The sequence below is a fragment of the Bradyrhizobium sp. ORS 285 genome (assembly GCF_900176205.1).
Taxonomy (GTDB): Bacteria; Pseudomonadota; Alphaproteobacteria; order Rhizobiales; family Xanthobacteraceae; genus Bradyrhizobium.
Map to the genome: position 1 here is coordinate 7,335,531 of NZ_LT859959.1, position 24,465 is coordinate 7,359,995.

Sequence of the window (24,465 nt, forward strand, 5' to 3'; positions counted from 1 at the left end):
GATGGATGCGCGGGCCTTCGCCGCGCCGGAGGGGCTACGGCCCCGCAGGCGGGTCAAGGCCGCGCATGACGGTTGGAGTCGACCAGCGCCAGCAACACCAAGCCCACCGCGAAGAACAGCACCAGCACGGCCATGCCCGCCTTCTGGCTCGCGGTGGCGGCGGTGATGATGCCGATCAGCAGCGGGCCGATGAACGACGTGACTTTTCCGGTCAGTGCGAAGAGCCCGAAATATTGCGCGACGCGTTCCTTCGGCACCATGCGGATCAGCAGCGAGCGCGAGGCCGCCTGCAGCGGCGCCCCGCAGGCCCCGATCACACAGCCGAGCAGCAGATAGACGCGCTCGGGCCACGAACCGAACAGCGGGCCGCCCGGCATCGCGGGCGCGACCGGCATGAACAGGATCGAATCGCGGCTCACCAGAAGGATCGCGATGATCGCGAGCAGCAGCAGGGTCATGCTGCCGGCGATCACGCGTTGTGGTCCGAGGAGATCATCGAGCTTGCCGCCGAGCCAGCCACCGAAGGTGCCGGCGGCTGCGAGGATGATGCCGAAGGTGCCGATCTGGATCGTGTTCCAGCCGAACGTGCCGGCGGCATAGATGCCGCCGAAGGCGAACAGCGACACCAGCCCGTCGGTGTAGATCATGTTGGCGATCAGGAAGAGCGCGACGTCGCGCTGCTCCGGCAGGCCGCGCAGAGTCTGCTTCAGCTCGCCGAGCCCCTCGCGCACCGCAGCACCGAGCGGTTGGCGCGCCGGGAAGTCCGGCGTGAACAGGAACATCGGCAGCACGAACACGATGAACCACAGCCCGGTGAGCGGCCCGGAGATGCGATCGCCCTCATGCGTCACGGGATCGAGCCCGAACAGCGGAGTCAGCCCGAACAAGGTGTGGCCAGTTGTTGGATTGGCGGCCATGAAACCCAGCACGAGCACCAGCGAGACGATGCCGCCAATGTAGCCGGTGGCCCAGCCGGTGCCGGACAGGCGGCCGATGCGCTCGGGCGGCACCAGGGTCGGCATCATCGCATTGTTGAACACGGTGGCAAACTCGACGCCGATGGTCGCGAGCACATAAGCCGCCAGCAATGGCGGGATCAGTTCGGGCGCGCCGGGCCGCCCGATCCACATCAGGCAGGAACCGATCACCAGCATGGCGCCGAAGGCGGCAATCCACGGCTTGCGCCGGCCGGCAGCGTCGGCGATTGCGCCGAACACCGGTGACAGCAGCGCAATCACGATACCGGCGGCCGCGGTGGCGAAGCCCCACAGCGCCTGGCCGCTCGCCGCGTCCGGTGCAACGTGTGCGGCGAAATAAGGCGCGAAGATGAAGGTCGTGATCAGCGTGAAATAGGGCTGCGTGGCCCAGTCGAAGAAGATCCAGCTGACCACCGCCGCTTGCCCGGGATAGCTGAGCTTATCAGCAGCATCGGTGGTCTCCATCATCGTGACGGCCATGCCAAATCCTTCTGCGATCTCGTCGTCGCGTTTTACCTCGGCGACGCGGCCCTATAACATCTGACGATCCCAGGCGGATGTCAGCAGCGGCAGAATTGCGATGACCCTCTTCACGATTGATCGACGACGGCTCCTCGCGGGGGCCATGCTGTTGCTGGCCGGCTGCTGGCCGGCGCATGCGCTGGATCCGCAGGCGATCGAGATTCCCCAGCCGCCGAACGTCGCTGCACCTGCGCAGGCGCCGGCGCATGGCATGGTGGTGGCGCAGGAGCGCATCGCGGCCGAGGTCGGCCAGCGCGTGCTCGCGCTCGGCGGCAACGCGGTCGATGCCGCGGTTGCCACCGGCTTTGCGATGGCCGTGACCTATCCTGTCGCCGGGAACATCGGCGGTGGCGGCTTCATGGTCATCCACCTTGCCAAGACCAACGAGGACGTCGCGATCGACTATCGCGAGACCGGCCCCGCGGCGATGACGCGCGACATCTTCCTTGGCGCCGACGGCAAGCCTGACAACGCAAAGTCGCGCGATTCGGCGCTTTCGATCGGCGTCCCCGGTTCCGTAGCCGGCCTCGCACTGGCGCTGCAGAAATACGGCTCGGGCAAGTTCACGCTGGCGCAGCTCGTGTCGCCGTCGATCGTGTTGGCGCGCGACGGCATTCCGGTCGCCGACGATGTCGCGGTCACGCTGCCGATGATGGCGCCGCGGCTGGCAAAATGGCCGTCCTCGGCCGCGATCTTCATCCGCCCCGACGGCACCGTGCTGAAGGAGGGTGACCGGCTGGTGCAGCGCGATCTCGCGGCGACGCTCACCGCGATTGCCGAGCAGGGGCCACGCGGCTTCTACGAGGGCGCGGTCGCCGAGAAGCTCGCCAAGGCGATCCAGGCCGCCGGCGGCATCATGACGTCAGAGGATCTCAAATCCTATCAGCCAGTGCAGCGCGTGCCGGTGCGCGGCACCTATCGCGGCTACGATATCGTCTCGATGCCGCTGCCGTCCTCCGGCGGCACCGTGCTGGTCGAGATGCTGAACATTCTCGAGGGCTTCAAGCTCGCCGAGCTGAAACCGGGCTCGCCGGCCTCGCTGCATCTGCTGATCGAGGCGATGAAGCGCGCTTACGCCGACCGCGCGCGCTATCTCGGCGATCCCGCCTTCGTCGATGCGCCGGTGCGCGCGATGTTGTCGAAGGACTATGCGGCCGAGCAGCGCGCCAGCATCGATCCCGCGCGCGCCACCAGCGCCGGCGACGTGCTCAACACCAAGCCGCTGCGCGAGGGCAGCAACACCACGCATTTCTCGGTGGTCGACAATGACGGCAACGCCGTCAGCAACACCTACACGCTGAACTTCCCCTATGGCGTCGGGCTGATCGCGGAAGGGACCGGCGTGCTACTCAACAATGAGCTCGATGATTTCACCGCGGCGCCCGGCGCCTCCAATGCGTTCGGCCTGGTCGGCTTCGAGGCCAATTTGCCGGGGCCCGGCAAGCGTCCGTTGTCGTCGATGTCGCCGACCATCGTGCTGAAGGACGGCAAGCCGGTGCTGGTCACGGGCTCGCCCGGCGGCAGCCGCATCATCTCGACCGTCCTGCAGGTCATCGTGAACGTGCTCGACTACCAGATGGACGTGCGCCAGGCCGTCACCGCGCCGCGACTGCACCATCAGTGGATGCCGGACGAAGTCCGGGTCGAGAAGGGCTTCTCCGACGCCGTGCTCGCAGATCTGCGCGCACGCGGCCACAAGATCGAGGAGCCGATGGGACGGACCTCCGCCAACTCGATCCTGGTGACGACAGACGGCCTGGTCGGCGCGCCCGATCCGCGCAGCAAGGGGGCAACCGCCGCCGGGCGGTAAGTCCGGTCGCTGCGTGCGGCTGCCTGGTTCCTCGCCCACAGGACGATTTGCCGCCGTCGCCCGGACGCATTCCATCGCCTCCGTCCGTTGGCGAGGTGCCTGAGCCGGGTTAGAACAGGTCCAGGGCGCGGCGTCGCTCGCCCATGAGACGATGTCAGGCGTTCTGGTGAACTTGCGCAGATTTTCGGTCGGGCTTTTGGTGTTCGCGGGTCTGCTGGTGGCGGGGTGGCTCACCTATCGACCCGATCGCGCGCTGCGCGCCGCCACGACCGCCGTCGCCGAGATGATCTGCGCCAAAACCTTCGTCTCCGGCCTGGACCCGCAGACCACCTTTGCCGAGACCATGGAGCGGCCCGGCCTGCGGCGGTTGCGCGCCGTCATGCGCTACAGGGTCGAGCCCGAGATGCGGGCCGTTGACGCCTCGCTGCTCGGCCTGCATGCGAGCCGCGCGTCCTACCATGACGGCCTCGGCTGCGTGTCGCTGCAGGGCCAGAAGCCGCCCTACGTGCCGCACAGCGACATCAACGCGCTGCGCGCCGCCGGCCTCGCGCCCGCCCTCCCCGATTTCGCCGATGTAAACCCGGTCGAGCCGGCCAATCCAGCTCTCAAGGCGGCGCTCGACCACGCGTTCGAGGAGCCCGCCGGTCCGCCGCTCCGGCGCACCAAGGCCGTCGTCGTCATCAAGGACGGCCGGCTGATCGCGGAGCGCTATGCGCCGGGCATCAGCGTCGAGACGCCGCTGATGGGTTTCTCGATGACCAAGACGGTCACCAATGCGCTGCTCGGCATTCTCACCCGGCAGGGCAAGCTCAGCCCATCGATCCCGGCGCCGGTCGCGGAATGGCAGGGCTCCTCGGACGGCCGGCGCGAGATCACCATCGAGCAGCTGATGCGCATGACATCGGGGCTGGCGCTGGACGAGACCAATTCGGGCTTCGATGCGTCGAGCCAGATGGCGATCCACCGCGACATGGCGGCCTTCGCCGTCCATGCGCCCCTGATCTCTCCGCCCGGACAGCGCTGGGCCTATTCGAGCGCGTCGACGCAGATTCTGGCCCGGATCATCCGCGATGCCGCGGGAGGTCCGGAGCAGACCATCGAGCTCGCCTGGCGCGAGCTGTTCAACCCGCTCGGCATGCGCAGCGCGACGCTGCAATATGACGGCACCGGCACGATGCAGGGCCACGCCAACATGCTGGCAAGCGCGCGTGACTGGGCAAGGCTTGGGCTGCTCTATCTCGGCGACGGCGTCGTCGGCGACCGGCGCATCCTGCCCGACGGCTGGGTGGCAATGTCGGCGACCGCAACCCTCGACACCGATTATGGCGCAGGTCTTTGGACCAATCGCAGCCCGCATGTTCATGCGCAGGGACGTGCCCGCGCCGGCATCCCTGCCGATGCGTTCTTCGCGTTCGGGCTGCTCGGCCAGCGCATCGTGATGATGCCGAGCCAGCACATGGTGGTGGTCCGGCTTGGCGACTCCATCGATGCCGATGGCGACATCAAGGGCGTGGCCCGGCTGGTCCGCGAGGTGATCGCCGCGACCGAGACGCCCGCCACGGCAGCGAAGTAGATCCTCAGCGGCCGATCTCGTACGGCCCGCCCTTCTCCAGCGCGATCTTGTAGGCCGGCCGGGCCTCAATGCGGGCAAGCCAGTCCATCGCGCGCGGATGGCCCTGCTCCAGCCCGCCGCGCGCGGCGGCGGCCTGCAGCGGGAAGCTCATCTGGATGTCGGCGGCGGTGAACTCATTGCCGGCGAACCAGTCGCTCGTCTGCAGTTCGCTCTCCCAGAACGCCATGTGCTGCTTCAGCTGAGGATTGACCAAGGTGGTCAGCGCCTGGCTGGACACCTTGCGCACGATCGGCCGCAGCAGTGCCGGCGCCCGCTTCGGCATGATGTTGAACAGCAGCTTCAAGAGCAGCAGCGGCATCGCCGAGCCCTCGGCGTAATGCAACCAATACGAATAGCGCAGCCGCTCCGGCGTCTTCGGCGGCGGGATCAGCCTTCCATTGCCGTAGGTCTCGACCAGATATTCGACGATGGCGCCGGATTCCGCGACCGTGTTGCCATTGTCCGTGATGACGGGGGACTTGCCGAGCGGATGGATCGCCCGCAGCTCCTTCGGCGCGCGCATGTCGGGCTGGCGCTCGTAACGGATGATCTCATAGGGGACGCCGAGCTCCTCGAGCAGCCAGAGCACGCGTTGCGAACGGGAATTGTTGAGGTGGTGAACGGTGAGCATGACGTCCCCGAAAAAGGCGGATCGAGTGGCGGGCGCTGTTCCGTAGCAGGACAGAACGGGTTCGGCGAGGCGCCGGACCGCGCCGAATGATGTCGAAATATTCACCCGGGTAATATTGACATTTATTTTTATCCGGGTCTTATTGTGCCCTCACGACAGGATTGATGGACATGGATACCTACACCGCCTTTGCCGGCCATGATCGCATCGCCGCGGGGCCGCTGCCGAAGGTGGCGCTGGCGCTGAAGCACGCGCCGGCGAGCCCGGCGCCAGTGATCATCTTCAGCGACCGCACGGGGCGACCGATCGACCTCGATCTGCGCGGCAGCGACCGGGAGATTCTGGCGAGGCTTGCTGGCGGCCCCGCGATGCCGGCCGAGCCCGCGCCGAGCGAGCCTCGCGGGCGCGGACGGCCCCGCCTCGGCGTCGTGGCCCGCGAGGTGACCTTGCTGCCGGAACATTGGGAATGGCTGGGCGCGCAGCCCGGCGGCGCCTCGGTCGCGCTGCGCAAGCTCGTCCACGAGGCTCGCCGCGCCAGCGGCGACAAGGACCGCGCCCGCGAGGCGCGCGATGCCGCCTATCATTTCATGTCGACGATGGCCGGCAACCTGACGAATTTCGAGGAGGCGGCGCGGGCGCTGTTCGCGGACGATCTCAATCGCGTCACGTCTTTGATCGTAGACTGGCCCGCCGACATCCGCGACCATGTGATGGCGCTCGCTTTTCGCCATCGCGCCGATTGAGATCTGTCCTATTCGACACGCCAACGAGAGCGCCGATCGGTCCCGCTCTCGTTTCAGTTCATTCCAACGCGAGCCGCAGCTCAACCTGAGCGCGGCCGACGGATTTATTTGTCGTGACAACGCCCGCTCCGCTCCGAAAGCCATTCCTGATGTTTCTCGCGCCGATGATGCTGAGCAACATCCTGCAATCGCTCTTCGGCACCATCAACAACGTCTATCTCGGCCAGATGATCGGCGTCGACGCGCTCGCCGCGGTGTCGGTGTTCTTTCCGGCGATGTTCTTCTTCGTTGCCTTCGTGATGGGGCTCGGCTCGGGCGCGAGCGTGCTGATCGGCCAGGCCTGGGGCGCGAAGGAGCCCGGCAAGGTGAAGGCGATCGCCGGTACGACGTTGACCATCACCTTGATGCTTGCGTTCCTGATCGCGCTCGGCGGTCTCTACAGCCGCGAACTGCTGACCGCGCTCGCAACGCCCGCGAACATCCTCGATGCGGCATCTAGCTACGCCCGCATCATGATGCTGACGATGCCGCTGACCTTCGCCTACATCATGCTGTCGTCGCAGATGCGCGCCGTCGGCGACACCGTGACGCCGCTCGCCGCGCTGGCTGCATCGACGGTACTCGGACTGGTGCTGACGCCGATGTTCATCCGCGGCTGGCTCGGCGTGCCCGAGCTCGGCGTCGCCAGCGCCGCGTGGGCATCGGCGATTTCGACCCTGATCACGCTGACATCGCTGCACCTCTATCTGCGCCGGCGCAAGCATCCGCTAGCGATCGATATGGCGTTTCTCAGGGGCATGCGGCCCGACCCGACGCTGTTGCGCGTCGTGCTGCGGCTCGGCATTCCCGCAGCGATCGGCATGATCGTGATGTCGCTTGCCGAGATGGTGCTGATCGGGTTGGTCAACGGCTTCGGCTCGGATGCGACCGCGGCCTATGGCGCGGTCAACCAGGTGCTCGGCTATGTGCAGTTTCCGGCACTCTCGATCGCGATCTCGGTGTCGATCTTCGGCGCGCAGGCGATCGGCCGCGGCAATGCCGAGCACATCGGCCGCATCGTCCGCACCGGGATCGAGATGAACGTCGTGCTGACCGGCGGCCTGGTGGCGATCGGCTATCTGTTCTCGCGGACATTGATGGGTTTCTTCATCACCGATCCCGCCGTCATCGAGGTGGCACAGCGCTCGCTGCACATCGTGCTGTGGAGCTCGGTGCTGTTCGGCATGTCCACGACGTTCTCGGCGGCCATGCGCGCCTCCGGCACGGTGTGGATGCCGCTGGCGATCTCGGCGTTCTGCATCGCCGTGATCGAGGTGCCCGCGGCGACCTGGCTCAGCCGCAGCATCGGGCTCGACGGCGTCTGGTGGGCCTATCCGATCACGTTCACGGCCATGGCGCCGCTGCAGATGAGCTTCTATCTCCTGGTCTGGCGCAAGCGCACGGTGCAAAGGATGATCTGAGACAGGTCGCGCATCGTCCGCCCGCGCAATATGACGATCATCATAAAGCCCTGGACGCCGCGGGCGCCCCGGGCCACAATGCGCAAAACGTTTCGAGGAGACCGCCCGTGAGCCGACCCGCACCGGAGTTCATGTTCGATTTCGGCAGCCCCAATGCCTTCCTCAGTCATGAGGCAATCCCCGCGATCGAAAAGCGCATCGGCGTGCAGTTCTTCTACGTGCCGGTGCTGCTCGGCGGCATCTTCAAGGCCACCAACAACAAGTCTCCGGCCGAGTCGCTCGCCGGCATCAAGAACAAGCGCGAGTTCCACGAGGTCGAGACGCAACGCTTCCTCAAGCGCTTCCATGTGCAGCCCTGGGTCTGGAACCCGCACTTTCCCGTCAACACGCTGAACCTGATGCGCGCCGCGATCGCCGCCGAGCTCGAAGGCGTGTTCGAGAAATATGTCGACGCAGCGTTTCATCACATGTGGCGCGAGCCGAAGAAGATGGACGATCCCGAGGTGGCGATCGCCGCGCTGAATTCCTCCGGGCTCGACGGCGCAAAACTGTTCGCGCGCGCCCAGGAGCCGGAGGTCAAGGCGAAGCTAGTCGAGAACACCCAACGCGCGGTCGAGCGCGGCGCGTTCGGCTCGCCGACCTTCTTCGTCGGCAATGAGATGTTCTTCGGCAAGGAGCAGCTGCGCGACGTCGAGGACTATATTCTCGGCAGGTAAGTGCCGTCATTGCGAGCGAAGCGGAGCAATCCAGGGCTACGCTCACGACTCTGGATTGCTTCGCTTCGCTCGCAATGACCACGTGGTGAGAACGGAGACCAGCATGCAACAGCGCAACGCCACCGTCGCGGTGATCGGCGCGGGCGACTACATCGGCGCCGAGATCGTCAAGAAATTCGCCTCCGAAGGTTTTACGGTGTTCGCCGGCCGCCGCAATGGCGAAAAGCTCGCGCCCCTGGTGGCGGAGGTCGAGGCCGCCGGCGGACGGATCGTGGCGCGTTCGCTCGATGCCCGAAAGGAGGAGGAGACCACCACCTTCCTCAACGACGCCGACAAGCATGCCCCGCTGGAGGTCGTGATCTTCAACGTCGGGGCCAACGTCAATTTCCCGATCCTGGAGACCACCGACCGGGTGTTCCGCAAGGTCTGGGAGATGGCGTGCTGGGCCGGCTTCGTCACCGGGCGCGAGGCCACCCGGCTGATGCTGCCGCGCGGCGGCGGCAAGATCTTCTTCACCGGCGCCACGGCGTCGCTGCGCGGCGGCTCCGGCTTTGCCGCGTTTGCGTCCGCCAAGTTCGGCCTGCGCGCGGTGGCGCAGTCGATGGCCCGCGAGCTGATGCCGCAGAACATCCATGTCGCCCATCTCATCATCGATTCCGGCGTCGACACCGCCTGGGTGCGCGAGCGCCGCGCCCAGCTCTGGGGCCAGGAGGCGCTTGATAATCCCGACCTGCTGATGCCGCCCGCGTCCGTTGCCGGTGCCTATTGGCAGCTCTACCAGCAGCCCAAGAGTGCCTGGACCTTCGAGATGGAGATCCGGCCGTTCGGCGAGAAGTGGTGAGGGGCGAATGGCGAAGAGGGAGTGGCGAATAGGGAATGGAGCCCATCCCTATTCGCCACTCGCCATTCCCTGTTTGCTTCGGCAAGATGCGGCCTCTTTCAAGGAGCCTCACCCATGCGTATTCTCGTCGTCGGCGCCGGCGCGATCGGCGGCTATTTCGGCGGCCGGCTGCTGCAGTCCGGCGCTGATGTCACCTTCCTGGTCCGCCCCCGGCGCGCCGCCGAGCTCGCCAGTGCCGGCCTCGTCATCCGCAGCCCAAGCGGCGACGTCACCTTGCCCAATCCGCCGACGGTGCAGGCCGACAGCCTCAAGCAGCACTTCGATGTCGTGCTGCTGAGCTGCAAGGCCTACGATCTCGACGACGCGATCAGCTCGTTTGCGCCTGCTGTCGGTCCTGATACCGCGATCATTCCGCTGCTCAACGGCATGAAGCATCTCGACGTGCTCGACGCCAGGTTCGGCCGCGCGCGGGTGCTCGGCGGCCTCTGCGCCATCGCCGCGACCTTGAACGAGAGCCGCGAGGTCGTGCAGCTGCAGCCGATGCAGTCGCTGAACTTCGGCGAGCGCGACGGCGGCTCGTCCGATCGCGTCCATGCCATTTTCGAGATCTTCCAGCGCGGCAATTTCAATGCCGCCGCCAGCGACCACATCATGCAGGACATGTGGGAGAAGTGGGTGTTCCTGTCGTCGCTGGCCGCGTCCACCACGCTGATGCGCGCGCCGGTCGGCGTCATCCTGACCGCCCCCGGAGGCAAGGACTTCCTGCTCGGTATGCTCGACGAATGCAGCGCGGTGGCGGCGGCGGCCGGATATCCGCCGGCGGGCGCCTTCTTCCAGCGTGTCTCCGGCATGATCACCACTGAGGGATCACCGATGACCGCCTCGATGTTCCGCGACCTCCGCGCCGGCCTGCCGGTGGAGGCCGATCACGTCATCGGCGATCTCGTCGCCCGCGCCGACGCCGCGAAGGTCCCGGTGCCGCGGCTGCGGATTTCGTATACGCAGCTGAAGGTGTACGAGGCGCAGCGGGGGAAGTAGTCGTGGGAGGCAGGTAACTGCCAGCGAAGTCCATCGATAAGTTCCGCGGTATGGGTCCCTGCGTTCGCAGGGACGACACCTTTGGTGAGGCGCGGTCCTGCCGAATACTCGCTGTCTTCCCGGCCTTGAGCCGGGACCCATACCCCCAGGGAGCGGCTTGAGGCATGCTGGTCCTGGGCATCTTGCCGATCACGACCGCCGCGGCGTATGGGTCCCGGCGTTCGCCGGGACGACACTTTTTGCTCGGCCGAGATCGAGCTACAAATGCGCCAGATAATGCGCCAGCGCGGTGATCTCCTCCGCTGACAGCGGATACGCCACATCCGTCATCGCCGCCTGGCTGCCGCCGACGCGCTGGCCGCTCTTGTAGTCGTGCAGCGCCTTGACGAGATATTCCTCGCGCTGGCCGGCGATGCGCGCGACGCCCTTGGTGCCGGCGTAGCTGTCGAGATGACAGGAGGCGCAGCGGCGGCCGGCGGCGGCTTCGGCGCCCTTCTTCGAAAGCTCGGGATTATCGTCCGACGGGGACTTGGCTGGCTCACGTGACGCGAAGTATGCGCCGAGATTACGAATGTCCTCGTTCGTTAGCTGATCGACGATCGGTTTCATCGCCTCGTTCTTGCGGGTGCCCGCGCGGAAGAACACCAGCTGCCACTGGATGAACTGATCCTGCTGTCCCGCGAGCGACGGAATATTCTCGGTCTGCGAGATGCCGTTCTCGCCGTGGCAGCCGGCGCAGACCTCAGCCTTTGCCTTGCCGGCCTCGATGTCCGCCGCCTCGGCCGGAACACTCAGCAGTGCGAGCGCGAGCAGACCGGCTACTCCATGACGCATGTCTCTTCCTCCATGTCACCACGGCGTGCACCGCAGCGTCGTCCTGCGCTGTCGCGGACTGATCGGCGGACAACGCGCGTGACGCAAAATAGTTGGGGCTGCGGCCGCCATGATGGCGGCGCGCAGCCCCGCTTTGGTCAAAGGCTCACTTCTTGTCGTAGCTGATGCGATAGATCGCACCCGCCCAGTCGTCGGCCACCAGGATCGAGCCGTCCTTGTCCAGGATGATGTCGTCGGGACGGCCGAGATAGCCCTGGTCGCCCTCGATCCAGCCGGAGGCGAACACCTCCTGCTTGGCATCCTTGCCATCCGGCCCCACGATCACGCGCATGATCCGCGCGCCCTGGTACTTGTGGCGATTCCACGAGCCGTGCTCGGCGATCAGGATGTTGTTCTTGTACTCGGCGGGGAACTGGTCGCCGGTGTAGAACTTCATGCCGAGCGGGGCGACGTGCGCGCCGAGGTTCAGCACCGGCGGCGTGAACTCCGAGCACTTGTGGCCCATCGCGAACTTCGGATCCGGCATGTCACCCTGGTGACAATAGGGATAGCCGAAATGCTCGCCGATCTTCGAGATCATGTTGAGCTTGTCGCTCGGCAGATCGTCGCTGACCCAGTCGCGCGCGTTCTCGGTGAACCAATAGCGGCCGGTGCGCGGATCGACGTCGCCGCCGACGCTGTTGCGCACGCCGAGTGCCCAGATCTCGGCATTGCCCGTGCGCGGATCGACGCGGCGGATCTGCGACACCGAGGTCGGCGGGATGCCGATGTTGAAGGGCGGGCCGAACGGCAGATAGAACCAGCCCTCCTTGTCGACCGCGATGTACTTCCAGCCATGCGCGGCATAGGACGGCATGTCGTCATAGACGACCTTGCCCTGGCCGAGATTGTCGACATTGGCCTCGGCATTCTCATACTTGATCAGCTTATCGACCGCGATCACGTAGAGATTGCCGTTCTGGAAGGCGAGCCCGGTCGGCATGTTCAGGCCCTTGAGGACCGTCTTGACCTCGCGCTTGCCGCCCTTGTCAGTGATCGCATAGACGTTGCCGAGCCCGAACGAGCCGACGAACAAGGTGCCCTTGTCGCCCCAGGCCATCTGCCGCGCGGCGAGCACGCCCGAGGCCCAGACTTCCATCTTGAAACCATCAGGCAGCTTCACCTGCTTGACGATCTTGGCGAGCTCGGCGTCGGAGGCGCCAGTCGGCGGCCCCGACGGCGGTGCGAGGCCCTTCTGCGCTTCGGTCTCATCGCCGAGGAACCAGTCGTCCGGCGGATGCGTCCAGAATTCCTTGGTGCCGGATTCGTATTTCTTCAGGCCTTTGCCCTGGTCGGATTGCTGCTGCGCGCCGGCCATGCTGGTGCCGGCGAGAAGACTGATTGTTGCAAGCGCAAGAATGCTTCGGTGAAAAGCCGATGTCATCGCTTCACTCCCATGAGGCGGCTCGTTTGGCCGCGTCTATTTATCGGAACGTGTTTGCAGACGTTCGTTGGTCGCCACGTCAGTCGACGACGCGAAAATGGTAGCACATCCTGCGCGGGTGAGAAGCGGATTACGGCGAAGTTTGCGCGACGCTCACGCCGCGCCTCTGCACTCATCGCATGCCACCTGCTGATTTGCTGAGCGCGCTTGCGACGCGCCGACGATTGTCGCGACGACGGAAAGAATGGCCATGCGCTGTACTCATATGCACCGATCGCGGGCGCGATTGGCGTGCGCATCGTCAGTCGCTAGGGTGTCGCGGTGGACGCGGGCCGTGCCAGCGCCTCCAAGACTCGTGCCGAATGGGATCCCCGATGTCGCGACAATCCGAACTTCAGACGCCGAAGGCCGGTGAAGGCGCACTCGAGCTGCTGCACCGATTCGCCGCAGATCCGGCTGCAGCCTCGGCCTATGGTGAAGATTGTCTGAAGCGGACGCAGGCCATCGAGCCGCAGCTGAAGGCGTTCGAATATCTCCCGCGCGACGTCACGGCAAAGAGCGGTCCGCTCGGCGGAATTCCCGTCGGCATCAAGGACATCATCGCAACATCGGACATGCCGACGACCAACGGCTCGGCGATCTATCGGGACCATGTTCCGGATGCTGACGCCTGGGTGGTGGCGCGGCTGCGCGATCTCGGCGCGACGATCTTCGGCAAGACGGTCTCGACCGAGTTTGCCTGGCGTCATCCCGGTCCGACCGTCAATCCTTGGAACCCAGCGCACACGCCGGGCGGCTCATCGTCCGGCTCGGCGGCCGCCGTTGCGGCCGGATTGGTGCCGCTGGCACTGGGCACGCAGACGCTCGGCTCGGTGATCCGGCCTGCCGCCTTCAACGGCGTCGTCGGCTTCAAGCCAAGCTTCGGCGCGATCCCGCGCACGGGCGTGCATCCGCTCAGCCCCTCGCTCGATCATGTCGGCTTCTTCGCCCGACGTGTCGATGACGTCGCCCTCGCGCTGTCGCTGCTGGCGGGGACAAGCGCGGATGATCTCCACGGCCGTCCGCTGCCGGCGTTCACGGTCGATATCGCGCACGGTCTCACGCCGCTCGGCAAGCCGCGGCTCGCGGTGGTGCGCTTTGCCAAATGGGAGCGGGCGGAAGCCGAGCAGAAGGGCGTGTTCGAGTCCGTCAGCGACAGGCTGCGCGGCGCCGGCGCGGTGGTCGAGGAGGTCACGCTCACCGAGCTCGACACGGCCAACTGGGATGCGATCAACACCATCATGCTCAGCGAGGCGACGACGATCTTCTCCGGTCTGATCGCCCGCTATCCCGACCGCGTCAGCGACGTGATGAAGGGTCACGTCGAGAGCGGCCGCACCAAGTCCGCCATGGACTATCTCGCCGCCAAGACCGCACAGGCCGAGCGGCAAAAAGCGCTGGCCGCCGAGCTCGACGGCTTCGATGCCGTGCTCACCTTGCCGGCGTTCGGCGAAGCGCCGCGCGGCCTCGACTGGACGGGGGACGCCGAATATTGCGCGCCCTGGACGTTCGTCGGAGCGCCGGCCGTGGCGCTGCCGGCCGGGTTCGGCAAGAACGGACTGCCACTGGGCATTCAGGTGGCCGGCCCCTATCGCAACGATCTGCAGGTCCTGCGCGTCGCGAAATGGGTCGAGGCCGTCCTGGCCTTCGATCCCGGGGTGCCGCTGCTGGCGGGCCAATACGGGCTTCCGAGCCAGTCCGACCACCTCACTAGCCGCAAGCGCCACTGCGACAAGTCCAGTGGCGGCTTTCAGCCCAGCACTGTAAAACCGTCGCATGACCGTTACAGACATCGCGAGCAGAACCTATAATCACGGCTGGCGCCTCGATCCGATCGTGCGCAGCCTGCTCGACACCGATTTCTACAAGCTGTTGATGCTGCAGATGATTCGGGAGTTCTACCCGAATCAGCAGGTGACCTTTTCGGTCATCAACCGCACCAAGCGCGTGCGCCTGGCCGACGTCATCGACGAAGGCGAGCTGCGCGCCCAGCTCGACCATGCCCGCACCATCCGCTTCACCAAGAAGGAGCTGATCTGGCTGGCCGGTAATACCTTCTACGGCAAGACCCACATGTTCTCGCCGGACTTCATGAACTGGCTCGCCAATTTCCGGCTGCCCGAATACGAGCTGCACAAGGCCGACGGCCAGTATGAGCTGCACTTCCACGGGCCGTGGACTCACACCACGATGTGGGAGATTCCGGCGCTCGCCATCGTCAACGAGCTGCGCTCGCGCCAGGCCATGAAGGGCCAGGGCCGCTTTGCGCTCGACGTGCTGTTCGCCCGCGCCAAGGCGAAGCTCTGGGCCAAGGTCGAGCGGCTACGCAAGCTGGAGGGCCTGCGGCTGTCGGATTTCGGCACGCGGCGTCGCCATGGCTTCTTGTGGCAGCGCTGGTGCGTCGAGGCGGTGAAGGAAGGGCTGGGCTCCTCGTTCACCGGCACCTCCAACGTGCTGCTGGCGATGGACAACGACCTCGAAGCGATCGGCACCAATGCGCATGAGCTGCCGATGGTCGCCGCGGCGCTGGCCAAGAACGATGATGATCTGCGCTTCGCGCCCTATCGCATCCTCGACCAGTGGCGGCAGACCTATGCCGGCAATCTGCTGATCGCCTTGCCCGACGCGTTCGGCACCAAGGCCTTCCTGCGCGACGCGCCGGACTGGGTGGCGGACTGGACTGGCTTCCGGCCGGACAGTGCGCCGCCGATCCAGGCCGGCGAGGAGATCATGGCCTGGTGGAAATCGAAGGGGCGTGATCCCCGGCAGAAGCTGCTGGTGTTCTCCGACGCGATGGATGTCGAATCGATCGAACAGATCCACCATCGCTTCTCCGACCAGGTGCGGCTGTCGTTCGGCTGGGGCACCAATTTGACCAACGATTTTGTCGGCTGCTCGCCGGATGGCTCGGTCGATCTCGATCCGATCTCGCTGGTCTGCAAGGTGACCTCGGTCGATGGCCGCCCCGCGGTCAAGCTGTCCGACAATCCGGAGAAGGCGACCGGCGACCCCGCCGAAATCGCCCGTTATCTGCGCGTGTTCGGCGACGCCGGCCGGGTGCGGACGCCGGTGGTCGTCTAGGCAAATCCAGCAATTTCGCTGTCCAGTCGAGATTTTTGTTCCGGTTTTGTTCGAGTTGCGGTAAAATCGTCACGCGAACGTGGAAACCGTGTGGCAGGAGATCGTGGGCATGCGTCGGGTGATCGCCCAAGTCGGCGAGGTTGGGCAGCAGTTGTCCACCCTTCTCCTCGTCCTCGTCGCCATCTTGGCCATTACGGGACCGGCAGCCGCCGACAAGCGTGTGGCGCTGGTGATCGGCAACTCCATCCACGAGCGCGCGCCGCTGCTGGACGAGCCTGCCTCCGATGCGCGGCTGCTGGCCGCCAAACTCACCCAGCTCGGCTTCATCCTGAGCGGCGGCGTCGCGCAGATCGACCTCGACAAGAAGGGCTTCGATCGCGCGCTCGCGGAGTTCAAGGGCCGCATTGCCGATGCCGACCTCGCCCTGATCTACTATGCGGGCTATGGGCTCAATCTGAACGGCACCAACTATCTCGTGCCGGTCAACGCGGCGCCGGCAACGGCGGCGGACCTCGAACGCGAGCTGCGCGACTTGAACGCGGTGCTGCGCGAGCTCGAAGGATCAGACCGGCGGCAGAACGTGGTGATCCTCGACGCCTTCCGCGCCAACCCGTTCGAGCCGCGCGGCATCACAGGGCTCACGGCCGGGCTTTCCCCAGGGCGCGTCCCCCCACGCACGCTGATCTCCTTCGCCGCTCAGCCCGGGACGGTCGGACAGCGCGGTTCAGACGGACACGGCGTCTTTGGAACGGCGCTCGCCCAGGCGCTGCAGCAGCAGGATCGGCGGCTGGTCGATGTTTTCGGCCAAACCGCGCAATCTGTGGAGCGCCTCACCAATGGCGCCCAGCAGCCGCTCGTGATGTTCACCCAGATCGATGGCGGCGCTCAGCCCGATCCCACCACGACCCTGCGGCCGGCACAGCCCGCGGCTCCGAGCGCTAACCAGGCCACGGCTTCGCCTTCGAACTCGGCGGCACCTCCTGTCGCCCAGGACGCGCGGACCCCTGGCCTTGCGGTCCTCTACGACGAGGATGTCTCCGATCCGAAGGGCAAGCGCTATTCTGGCTCGGTGGCGTGGCGGCTCGAGACCGTCAAGACGGCGGGGCGGCCGGTACCAGTGATCTGGGCCCAGATCGACATTCCCGATCGCAAGCTGAAGATGAGTCTACAGCTGCGCCGCAACGAGGATCCAAGCCTGCCTGCCAGCCATGTCGCCGAACTCACATTCAGTCCCGGGGCTGATTTCGTCGGGAGCACGGTCAGCAATGTGCCGGGAATACTGATGAAGACGGAAGAGAATGCGCGCGGCACACCCCTGGCAGGGCTTGCGGTCAAGATCACCGAAGGCTCGTTCCTGGTCGGCTTCTCCAACGTCGACGCCGATCGCGCGCGCAACGAGGAGCTGCTGGCACGTCGCGAGTGGTTCGACATTCCGGTCGTGTACGCAAATCAGCGCCGCGGTATTCTCGCCCTCGGCAAGGGTCCGAGCGGTGATCGCGTGTTCGCGGATGCATTCGCGGCCTGGGCCAAATACCAGCCGGCCAAGTAAGGAGCCTTCACAAGGGAAAAGCCGCTTCAAAGAGAAGCAACGGAGCGGAAGGTTTGGAGCGGGCGAAGGGGTTCGAACCCTCGACCCCGACCTTGGCAAGGTCGTGCTCTACCACTGAGCTACACCCGCATCCGTGACGCCCGGGCGCTGTGGCCGCCGGCGACGCGCAGACCTATGCCAAATGCCGCGGACGAATGCAACAGGTCTGCGACAGGTTTCGTACCCTGATGCGCTTCAATTTTGGGTGTCGGAGGCGGCCAAACCGGTCCAAATCGGCCGAATGGCGAGCCGTCGCCCAAACGGATTGAAATTTCCCTGGTCGCCGCCACTTAAAGTGACGGAAACCGTGTATTGAGGCGCAGCGGCGGCTGGTTCCCGGCCCGCTGTCCATCCCAGTATTTTTCTGACGAGGACCCCCGTGACCATTGTTGAGCAGGGCAACGGAGCGGCGCCGCAGGTGCCGGATCTGATCAAGGACACCACGACGCAGACCTTCGTGAAGGACGTGATCGAGGAATCGAAGCGTCAGCCGGTTCTGATCGACTTCTGGGCACCATGGTGCGGCCCGTGCAAGCAATTGACCCCCATCCTCGAGAAGGCCGTCCAGGCCGCCAAGGGCAAGGTCAAGCTGGTCAAGATGAACATCGACGAGCATCCGGCCATTCCCCGCCAGATGGGCATCCAGTCGATTCCGGCCGTGATCGCCTTCGTCGGCGGCCGACCCGCGGACGGCTTCATGGGCGCAGTGCCGGAGAGCCAGATCACGGCCTTCATCGAGAAGATCACCAAGGGCGTCCCCGGCATCGGCGAGCCCGACATTGCCGAGATCCTGAAAGAGGCCGAGGCGGCGCTTGCGGAAGGTGACCCTGCCGGCGCCGCCCAGATCTACGCCGAGGTCCTGTCGTTCGACGCCGCCAACATCCCGGCGCTCGCAGGGCTCGCCAAGTGCTACGTCGAAACCGGTGCGATCGACCAGGCCAAGGAGACGCTGGCGCAGATTCCCGAAGCGAAGCGCAACGATTCCGCCGTGACCGCGGTGCAGGCCGCGATCGATCTCGCCGAGCAGGCGCAGTCGCTTGGGCCGGTCGGAGAACTCGAACAGACGGTCGCCGCCAATCCACTCGACCATCAGGCGCGTTTCGATCTGGCCATCGCGCTCAACGCCGCGGGCAAGCGGAAGGAAGCCACCGACCACCTGCTCGAGATCGTGAAGCGCGATCGCAAATGGAACGAGGACGGCGCGCGCAAGCAGCTCGTGCAGTTCTTCGAAGCCTGGGGCGGCGCTGACGAAGCCACCGTCGAAGGCCGCAAGCGGCTCTCGACGATCCTGTTTTCGTAAACGCAAGCCAGGCGCAGCACGGGCGCTTCAGCGGACACGAGGTATCGCATGCCGATCAATGCCGAATATCGCGGTCCTGCCGACTTGCCGGAGATCATCCCAGTGTTCCCGCTGGCGGGGGCGCTGCTGCTGCCGCGCGGCCAAATGCCGCTCAACATCTTCGAGCCGCGCTATCTCGCGATGGTCGACGACGCCTTTCGCGACGGCCATCGGCTGATCGGCATGATCCAGCCTGATGTCACGCATTCCTCCAGCGAGGAGCGCCCGGTGCTGTTCAAGGTCGGCTGCGTCGGACGAATCACGCAGCTCGCCGAGTCCGGCGACGGCCGTTACATCCTCGAACTCACCGGCGTGTCGCGCTTCAAGGTGGCCGAGGAGATGACGGTGCTGACGCCCTATCGTCAGTGCCGGGTCGATTACTTCCCGTTCGTCGACGACTTCACCGCCCGCAAGGGCGAAGACGCGGTCGACCGCGAAGCGTTGCTTGCCGTGCTGACCGATTTCCTGAAGGCCAACAATCTCAAGGTCGACTGGGCCGGGATCGAAGCGGCCCCGAACGAAGCGCTGGTCAACGCGCTGGCGATGATGTCGCCCTACGGGCCCGCGGAAAAGCAGGCCATGCTCGAAGCGCCGGACCTGAAGACCCGCGCGGAGATTCTGGTCGCCGTCACCGAGATGGATCTCGCCAAGAAGCGGACCTCGGGCGATCCGCCATTGCAGTGATCATTGGTGCAGTGATCATTCGGCGGCCACCGTGCGCCGTGGCGACGGCGCTGCGGTGAGACGCATCAGCGCGACCGTCGCCAGGATGACGCCGACATAGACCGCGAGCTGCATCGCGGTCGGCTGGTCCGTGTAGCCGACGAGCGCCTTCAGCGTCCGCCCCGCCAGGCCCTTTTCCGGCAGGACCGCGCTCGAATCCCACATCACCTGATCGAACGAGGTCAGCCAGTTCGCGCGGGCGAGGAAGAACACCGCCTGGGCGGCCATGCCGGCCGACAGCAAGGTGATCAGAACGGTCGTTGTCCGAAACAGCGCACGCGGCGGAATCCGCATCAGGCCGAGATAGGTTGCCAGACAGACGGCCACGCCGAGCAGCAGGCCGAGCATGCCGCCGCCGAGCAGCGCGCGACCGCCGCCTTCGTCCGAGGCCGCCACGCCATAGAGGAACAGCGCTACCTCGCTGCCTTCGCGCAAAACCGCGATGGCGATCACCGTCGCCAGAGCGACCAGCGGCTTGGCGCCTTCAGCGACCGCCTGCCCCATCGTGCGCAGCTCCGTGGCCATCTCGCGGCCGTGCCGCGCCATCCAGACATTGTGCCAGGTCAGCATGATCACCGCGGTCGACAGGATCGCGGCATTGAACACTTCCTGTCCCATGCCTTCGAACAATTGCGTCAGCGTGCCTGCGAAGGCTGCGACCGCACAGGCCCCGATCAGACCGGCGAACAGGCCTGCACCGATCCAGCGCAACCGATGCGGCACGGCGCTGGTGACGGCCAGCACGATGCCGACGATCAGGCCGGCCTCGAACACTTCGCGGAAGACGATGATCAGGGCAGCGAGCATGGCAGCAGGACCTATTGAACGTTGACGAAGCCGCGGGCCTTTTCGTTGAAGTCGTTGTAGAACTCGTAGCGACCGGACTTCATCGCCCGGACATTGAGAACGGCCTCGCTGTTCGCCGCGATCACCTTCTCGATCTTCAGCGTCTCGCTCTCGAACTCGATGGCCTTGCCTTCCATGTTCTTGACGCGGATGGTCAGCGGCGCATCGGCGGGGACCGTCGGCTCCTTGGGCTCGAACTGGCCATTCGCATAAGTGAGGCAGATCTCGTTCGGCCCCTCAGCCTGCACTTGCGTCGCCAGCAGCGCCATGCCGAGACATCCGCCCGCAACGACCAACCTTCGCACCACGTCGACCAACATCGATCAGTCCTCTCGTATTCAGCCAAGCAAATCGGAGAACTGGTACACCACCGCATCGAGGGGACGGCGCGGTACCCGTTCGCGACGACGAACAGCTAAGCGGCCCGCCGCCGGGTCTGCAAAGAGACTCCTTCTAAGTTGGAACCATTCTTTCCGAATATGTCGCGGCAGTGGCATCGGCGTGAGCGGAGTGCGGCCGAACTCTCCCGAGACGTGGCGGCGCGTTGCACGCCGCCGCCTCGCCAAGGTGTCGGCGCCATTGCGCCATGACTGCACCTTGTGGCTCAGTAGCCCGCAGCAGCCATCGCGACCACGCCGGCGAGCATGATCCAGCCGAAATGCCGCGCGCGTGTCGCCCAGGCGTTGCCGAGCGCCGCCAGGCCGAACACGCCGATCGCGGTCAGCACGGTCCAATGCCGCGCCGGCTCGGACTCCATCCAGGGCGCTGCAATCAGCAGGACGCCGCATCCGATCCAGGCCACCGTGCTGGCTTGCCAGACGACCCGCAGCAGCGTCCGCAGCCGCTCGGGTGCGATCGAAGCGCGCGCGAACACGACCGTCTCACCAGGAACGCCGTGGATGAGCGCTACGATGATCGCGGTCACCCCGGCCGCTTGCAACAGCACGTCACGCATGGTCGCCTCCATACAGTTATGTATGGAACATGAACCCTGAACTGGCAGTCGTCAATACACTTATGTATGGTCCGGCAAGAGGGCACGGCATGAACGATCAACTCTCGCAGCAGGACTGGCTGGACCAGGGGCTCAAGATCCTGGCAGGCAAGGGGTTCACGGCGCTGAAGGCCGAGCCGATGGCCAAGGTCATGGGCGTCTCGCGCGGCAGCTTCTATTGGCATTTCGCGGACGTGGCGGCGTTTCACGCCGAGCTCTTGAAACGCTGGCGTGAGATCGCGGCCGAGCAGATCATCACCGGCGTGGAGGCGAGCGTCGGCGACGAGCCCGCCATTGCCGTACTCCTGCGCCGCACGCTGTCGATCCGGCTGACCCTGGAGCGGGCCGTCCGCAGCTGGGCGGCGTCCAGTCCGCTGGCGCGCCAGGCGGTTCAGGCGATCGACAAGCGCCGGCTCGGCTATATCGAAGGTCTGCTCGCAGCCCAGGGCCTGCCGGCCGCGCCCGCGCAGGCGCGCGCCCAGGTGCTCTACTGGGCCTTCCTCGGCTACGCGCTGTCGGACCGGCAGCTGCCGCCCGAGCAGCAACAGAATGTCATCAATGAGCTGATCCGGATCGCGCTGCACGAGCCTTGAGTGAGGACAGCGTCGTCGCGAATATGCTACAGAGCGCCCCGCCGGAGACCCTGCCATGAACGCCCCGCTCGAACGCCCCGCCAATTCCGTCGATCCCAAGCTGCTCGAAATCCTGGTCTGCCCGATGACCAAGGGTCCGCTGGAGTATGATGCCGCCAAGCAGGAGCTGGTGTCGCGCTCGGCCAAGCTCGCTTATCCGATCCGCGACGGCATCCCGATCATGCTCCCCGAGGAAGCTCGGAAGATCGACTGACCTATGCGGGCCGTCGTCATCTGCTGCGCGCTCGCGCTGGCCATGGTCCCCTCGCTGCTCCGCGCCGAGGAGAGCGCCATCCGCGTCGGGGCCATCGACGCGGTGCTGACGACACCTGCGGGAGTCGAGCGGCCGCCGGTCGCGCTGCTCATCGCCGGGTCCGGATCGACGGACCGGGACGGCAACGGGCCGCAGCTGAAGCCGGCGACCTTGAAGAAGTTGGCCGAGCAGCTCGCCACCCGCGGCATCGCCAGCCTGCGCTATGACAAGCGCGGCGCGCGCGGTTGGAAGGCGGAGTTCGGAAGGCCCGAGGACTTCCGCTTCAAGGACTATGTCGACGACAGCGCGTCGCTGGTCGACTTCCTGCGCGGCAAGTTCGCCCGCATCGTGCTGGTCGGGCATAGCGAGGGCGGCCTCGTCGCCATTCTCACCGCCCGCCGCACGCCGGTGGACCGGCTCGTCCTGCTCGCGACGTCGGCGCGGCGGCAGGGTGACCTGCTCAAGACGCAGCTCGAGAGGAAGCTGCCGGCCGCGAAGATGGAGCCGGTCGCCAAGGCGATCGACGCGATCATGGCAGGCCAAGTGGTGGACCCTCCCCCGCCGGAGCTGCCGATCACGCCGAGCATGCAGCCCGGTATCGGCTCCGCCTTCGCGGAAGATCCCATCGATCCGCTGAAGCAGATCGTGATCCCGATCCTGATCGTCGGCGGCGCTCGCGATTCCCAGGTTGCCCGCCTCGACATGGTCGCGCTCGCGGCTGCCGCCCCGGCCGCCAAGACGCTGTGGCTGCCGGAGATGAACCACGTCCTGGTCGACGTCGCCAATGAGGACGAGAACCTGTCGACCTACAATGATCCCGATCGCCCGCTCGATCCCGACATGGTCGAGGCCGTCTCCGGCTTCATTTCGGCCGCCGGCCCGCGTTAGTCGTTTGTTTGAGCATGATCTTTTCGGAAAACCGCTGCGCACTTTTCCGGATCATGCTCTAAAGCGCGATGAGATCAGGATGAATCGTCATCGCGCTTTAGGTTATTGTTTGCGCATGATCTTTTCGGAAAACCGCTGCGCACTTTTCCGGATCATGCTTTAGAGCGCCTCGCCCTTCAGCAGCCGCGGCATCTCGCCGGTCAGGCCCGCGGCCTGCTTGATGAACAGCTCCTTCAACGGCGGCGCGCGATCGACGAGGCCCAGCCCGATGTCGCGGACCGTGCGCAGCAGGGTCGATTTGTTGGAGAACAGGAAGTTCAGCGAGTTGGTGGCAACGCCCATCGCCATCGTGTCGAAGCGGCGCCAGCGCTGATAGCTCTCGAGCACGTCGACCTGCCCGGGATCGATGCCCATGCGCGCCGCATCGACCACGACCTCGGCCAGCGCCGCGACGTCCTTGAGGCCCATGTTGAGCCCCTGCCCCGCGATCGGGTGGATGACATGCGCGGCATCGCCGACCAGCGCCAGCCGCGGCGCGATGAAGGAGCGCGCGACGAAATAGGACAGCGGAAATGCGCGGGGCTGATCGAGCACCGTGAGCTCGCCGAGATGCAGGCCGGCGCGCTTCTCCAGCTCGGCATGGAATTCGTCCGCGCTCAGCTCGACCAAGCGTTTCGCCTCCCTGCGCCGCTCGGTCCACACCAGCGACGAACGCTTGCCGGTCAGCGGCAGGATCGCGAACGGCCCGGGCGGCAGGAAATGCTCCTCGGCGCGGCCGCCATGGTCGCGCTCGTGGCCGACGGTCACGACAATGCCGGACTGGTCGTAGTCCCAGCCATGGGTCTGGATACCGGCGCGCTCCCTGAGCTTCGACCGCGCGCCATCGGCCGCCACCAGCAGGCTGGCCTCGAGCTCGCTGCGGTCGCCGAGCGTCACAGTGACGGCGTCCGTCCGCGTCTTGAAGCCGGTCACCGGCGCAGCCTTCAGTTCGACGCCGGCGGCCTCGGCATGCTTGACCAGCGCGTCGATCAGCAGCCGGTTCTCGACCATGTGTGCGAACGGCTCGCCGGCCTCGACCTGTCCGGCGAAAGTCAGGAACGCCGGACGCGTCGCATCCTCGAGCTTGGAATCGGTAATGACCATGTCGAGGATCGGCTGCGCCTCCGGCGCGACATCGGCCCAGACGCCGATCGCATCGAACAGCTTGCGGCAGGCGGCGACGATGGCGGAGGCGCGGGGGTCGCGGCTCGGCCGGTTGGCCAGCGCCGGATCGGCAACGATCACCGGCACCTCTGGACCGAGGCCCTGCCGCAGCGCCAGCGCCAGCGCCAGGCCGGCAAAGGCGCCGCCACAAATGACAATGCTTCGCTGTGTCGTCATGGCACTTGGCTCACGGTTGCTCTTGCGGGTGGAGTATAGCTAGGCGAAACAGGGGGCAGAACCAAGGGCCGCAATCCCCGATCCGCCGATTGCCG

23 protein-coding genes and 1 tRNA gene are annotated in these 24,465 nt (G+C 65.9%); 15 read left to right on the forward strand and 9 right to left on the reverse strand.

Annotation, left to right across the window (positions count from 1 at the left end; translation table 11 throughout):
• Positions 1 to 53: 53 nt before the first annotated feature.
• Entirely contained in the window at positions 54 to 1,457 is a 1,404-nt protein-coding gene (locus BRAD285_RS32935; protein WP_006613395.1) for an MFS transporter, read from the reverse strand.
• A gap of 145 nt (positions 1,458 to 1,602) precedes the next feature.
• Here BRAD285_RS32935 and ggt point away from each other — a divergent pair, with 145 nt between their 5' ends.
• On the forward strand, positions 1,603 to 3,309 hold the full coding sequence (gene ggt / locus BRAD285_RS32940; protein WP_035647510.1) for a gamma-glutamyltransferase: 1,707 nt from the start codon (positions 1,603 to 1,605) through the stop codon (positions 3,307 to 3,309).
• Positions 3,310 to 3,475: 166 nt separating this feature from the next.
• Positions 3,476 to 4,882, forward strand: a complete 1,407-nt coding sequence (locus BRAD285_RS32945; protein WP_035647520.1) for a serine hydrolase — start codon at positions 3,476 to 3,478, stop codon at positions 4,880 to 4,882.
• A gap of 4 nt (positions 4,883 to 4,886) precedes the next feature.
• Here the strand turns inward: BRAD285_RS32945 and BRAD285_RS32950 are convergent, their stop codons facing one another.
• A complete protein-coding gene (locus tag BRAD285_RS32950) occupies positions 4,887 to 5,552 on the reverse strand; it encodes a glutathione S-transferase family protein (protein WP_006613398.1) in 666 nt (221 codons plus the stop codon).
• A gap of 170 nt (positions 5,553 to 5,722) precedes the next feature.
• Here BRAD285_RS32950 and BRAD285_RS32955 point away from each other — a divergent pair, with 170 nt between their 5' ends.
• From BRAD285_RS32955 to panE, 5 genes are all read left to right on the forward strand, one after another.
• Positions 5,723 to 6,295, forward strand: a complete 573-nt coding sequence (locus BRAD285_RS32955; protein ID WP_050886920.1) for a DUF2239 family protein — start codon at positions 5,723 to 5,725, stop codon at positions 6,293 to 6,295.
• Positions 6,296 to 6,408: 113 nt separating this feature from the next.
• Positions 6,409 to 7,755 carry an MATE family efflux transporter gene (locus tag BRAD285_RS32960; RefSeq protein ID WP_035647514.1) on the forward strand — a complete coding sequence of 449 codons (1,347 nt, stop codon included), beginning with the start codon at positions 6,409 to 6,411 and terminating at the stop codon, positions 7,753 to 7,755.
• Positions 7,756 to 7,862: 107 nt separating this feature from the next.
• Complete coding sequence (locus BRAD285_RS32965; RefSeq protein WP_006613401.1) at positions 7,863 to 8,471, forward strand: 2-hydroxychromene-2-carboxylate isomerase; 609 nt, start codon at positions 7,863 to 7,865, stop codon at positions 8,469 to 8,471.
• A 103-nt stretch (positions 8,472 to 8,574) separates the two neighbouring features.
• Positions 8,575 to 9,312, forward strand: coding sequence for an SDR family oxidoreductase (locus tag BRAD285_RS32970; RefSeq protein ID WP_006613402.1), 738 nt, complete (start codon positions 8,575 to 8,577; stop codon positions 9,310 to 9,312).
• 114 nt (positions 9,313 to 9,426) lie between these two features.
• Positions 9,427 to 10,350 (forward strand): 2-dehydropantoate 2-reductase, encoded by a 924-nt coding sequence (gene panE / locus BRAD285_RS32975; protein WP_006613403.1) that lies wholly within the window; start codon positions 9,427 to 9,429, stop codon positions 10,348 to 10,350.
• A 258-nt stretch (positions 10,351 to 10,608) separates the two neighbouring features.
• Here panE and BRAD285_RS32980 read toward each other — a convergent pair whose 3' ends face one another.
• Together BRAD285_RS32980 and BRAD285_RS32985 are read right to left on the reverse strand one after the other, a co-directional pair.
• Positions 10,609 to 11,184: a cytochrome c gene (locus BRAD285_RS32980; RefSeq protein ID WP_006613404.1), complete on the reverse strand. Its 576-nt coding sequence runs from the start codon at positions 11,182 to 11,184 to the stop codon at positions 10,609 to 10,611.
• Between the two features lie 145 nt (positions 11,185 to 11,329).
• Positions 11,330 to 12,607 carry a sorbosone dehydrogenase family protein gene (locus BRAD285_RS32985; RefSeq protein WP_006613405.1) on the reverse strand — a complete coding sequence of 426 codons (1,278 nt, stop codon included), beginning with the start codon at positions 12,605 to 12,607 and terminating at the stop codon, positions 11,330 to 11,332.
• A 374-nt stretch (positions 12,608 to 12,981) separates the two neighbouring features.
• On the opposite strand from BRAD285_RS32985, the gene BRAD285_RS32990 reads away from it, so the two are divergent.
• The 3 genes from BRAD285_RS32990 to BRAD285_RS33000 all read left to right on the forward strand — a co-directional run bounded on the left by BRAD285_RS32990 (position 12,982) and on the right by BRAD285_RS33000 (position 17,276).
• On the forward strand, positions 12,982 to 14,457 hold the full coding sequence (locus BRAD285_RS32990) for an amidase (protein WP_006613406.1): 1,476 nt from the start codon (positions 12,982 to 12,984) through the stop codon (positions 14,455 to 14,457).
• On the forward strand, positions 14,423 to 15,727 hold the full coding sequence (pncB, locus tag BRAD285_RS32995; protein WP_006613407.1) for a nicotinate phosphoribosyltransferase: 1,305 nt from the start codon (positions 14,423 to 14,425) through the stop codon (positions 15,725 to 15,727). The genes BRAD285_RS32990 and pncB overlap by 35 nt, the downstream gene beginning before the upstream one ends.
• Positions 15,728 to 15,836: 109 nt before the next feature.
• A complete protein-coding gene (locus BRAD285_RS33000) occupies positions 15,837 to 17,276 on the forward strand; it encodes a caspase family protein (protein ID WP_006613408.1) in 1,440 nt (479 codons plus the stop codon).
• A 54-nt stretch (positions 17,277 to 17,330) separates the two neighbouring features.
• Here the strand turns inward: BRAD285_RS33000 and BRAD285_RS33005 are convergent.
• A tRNA-Gly gene (locus BRAD285_RS33005) sits at positions 17,331 to 17,405 on the reverse strand.
• 289 nt (positions 17,406 to 17,694) lie between these two features.
• Between BRAD285_RS33005 and trxA the strand changes: the two genes are divergently transcribed.
• Positions 17,695 to 18,615: a thioredoxin gene (trxA, locus tag BRAD285_RS33010; protein ID WP_006613409.1), complete on the forward strand. Its 921-nt coding sequence runs from the start codon at positions 17,695 to 17,697 to the stop codon at positions 18,613 to 18,615.
• A 48-nt stretch (positions 18,616 to 18,663) separates the two neighbouring features.
• A complete protein-coding gene (locus BRAD285_RS33015) occupies positions 18,664 to 19,338 on the forward strand; it encodes an LON peptidase substrate-binding domain-containing protein (RefSeq protein ID WP_006613410.1) in 675 nt (224 codons plus the stop codon).
• Positions 19,339 to 19,353: 15 nt separating this feature from the next.
• Here BRAD285_RS33015 and BRAD285_RS33020 read toward each other — a convergent pair whose 3' ends face one another.
• From BRAD285_RS33020 to BRAD285_RS33030, 3 genes are all read right to left on the reverse strand, one after another.
• Positions 19,354 to 20,184: an FTR1 family protein gene (locus BRAD285_RS33020; RefSeq protein ID WP_006613411.1), complete on the reverse strand. Its 831-nt coding sequence runs from the start codon at positions 20,182 to 20,184 to the stop codon at positions 19,354 to 19,356.
• A gap of 11 nt (positions 20,185 to 20,195) precedes the next feature.
• Positions 20,196 to 20,543 (reverse strand): cupredoxin domain-containing protein, encoded by a 348-nt coding sequence (locus tag BRAD285_RS33025; RefSeq protein WP_244422288.1) that lies wholly within the window; start codon positions 20,541 to 20,543, stop codon positions 20,196 to 20,198.
• Positions 20,544 to 20,827: 284 nt separating this feature from the next.
• Positions 20,828 to 21,178 carry a hypothetical protein gene (locus tag BRAD285_RS33030; RefSeq protein ID WP_006613413.1) on the reverse strand — a complete coding sequence of 117 codons (351 nt, stop codon included), beginning with the start codon at positions 21,176 to 21,178 and terminating at the stop codon, positions 20,828 to 20,830.
• 89 nt (positions 21,179 to 21,267) lie between these two features.
• Here BRAD285_RS33030 and BRAD285_RS33035 point away from each other — a divergent pair, with 89 nt between their 5' ends.
• The 3 genes from BRAD285_RS33035 to BRAD285_RS33045 are packed head-to-tail and all read left to right on the forward strand — an operon-like array spanning position 21,268 to position 22,990.
• Positions 21,268 to 21,810, forward strand: coding sequence for a TetR/AcrR family transcriptional regulator (locus BRAD285_RS33035; RefSeq protein WP_006613414.1), 543 nt, complete (start codon positions 21,268 to 21,270; stop codon positions 21,808 to 21,810).
• 55 nt (positions 21,811 to 21,865) lie between these two features.
• Positions 21,866 to 22,063 (forward strand): Trm112 family protein, encoded by a 198-nt coding sequence (locus BRAD285_RS33040; RefSeq protein WP_006613415.1) that lies wholly within the window; start codon positions 21,866 to 21,868, stop codon positions 22,061 to 22,063.
• 3 nt (positions 22,064 to 22,066) lie between these two features.
• Positions 22,067 to 22,990 carry an alpha/beta hydrolase gene (locus tag BRAD285_RS33045; protein WP_006613416.1) on the forward strand — a complete coding sequence of 308 codons (924 nt, stop codon included), beginning with the start codon at positions 22,067 to 22,069 and terminating at the stop codon, positions 22,988 to 22,990.
• Positions 22,991 to 23,149: 159 nt separating this feature from the next.
• On the opposite strand, the gene BRAD285_RS33050 is transcribed toward BRAD285_RS33045, so the two are convergent.
• A complete protein-coding gene (locus BRAD285_RS33050; protein WP_006611152.1) occupies positions 23,150 to 24,370 on the reverse strand; it encodes a ubiquinone biosynthesis hydroxylase in 1,221 nt (406 codons plus the stop codon).
• Positions 24,371 to 24,465 lie beyond the last annotated feature (95 nt).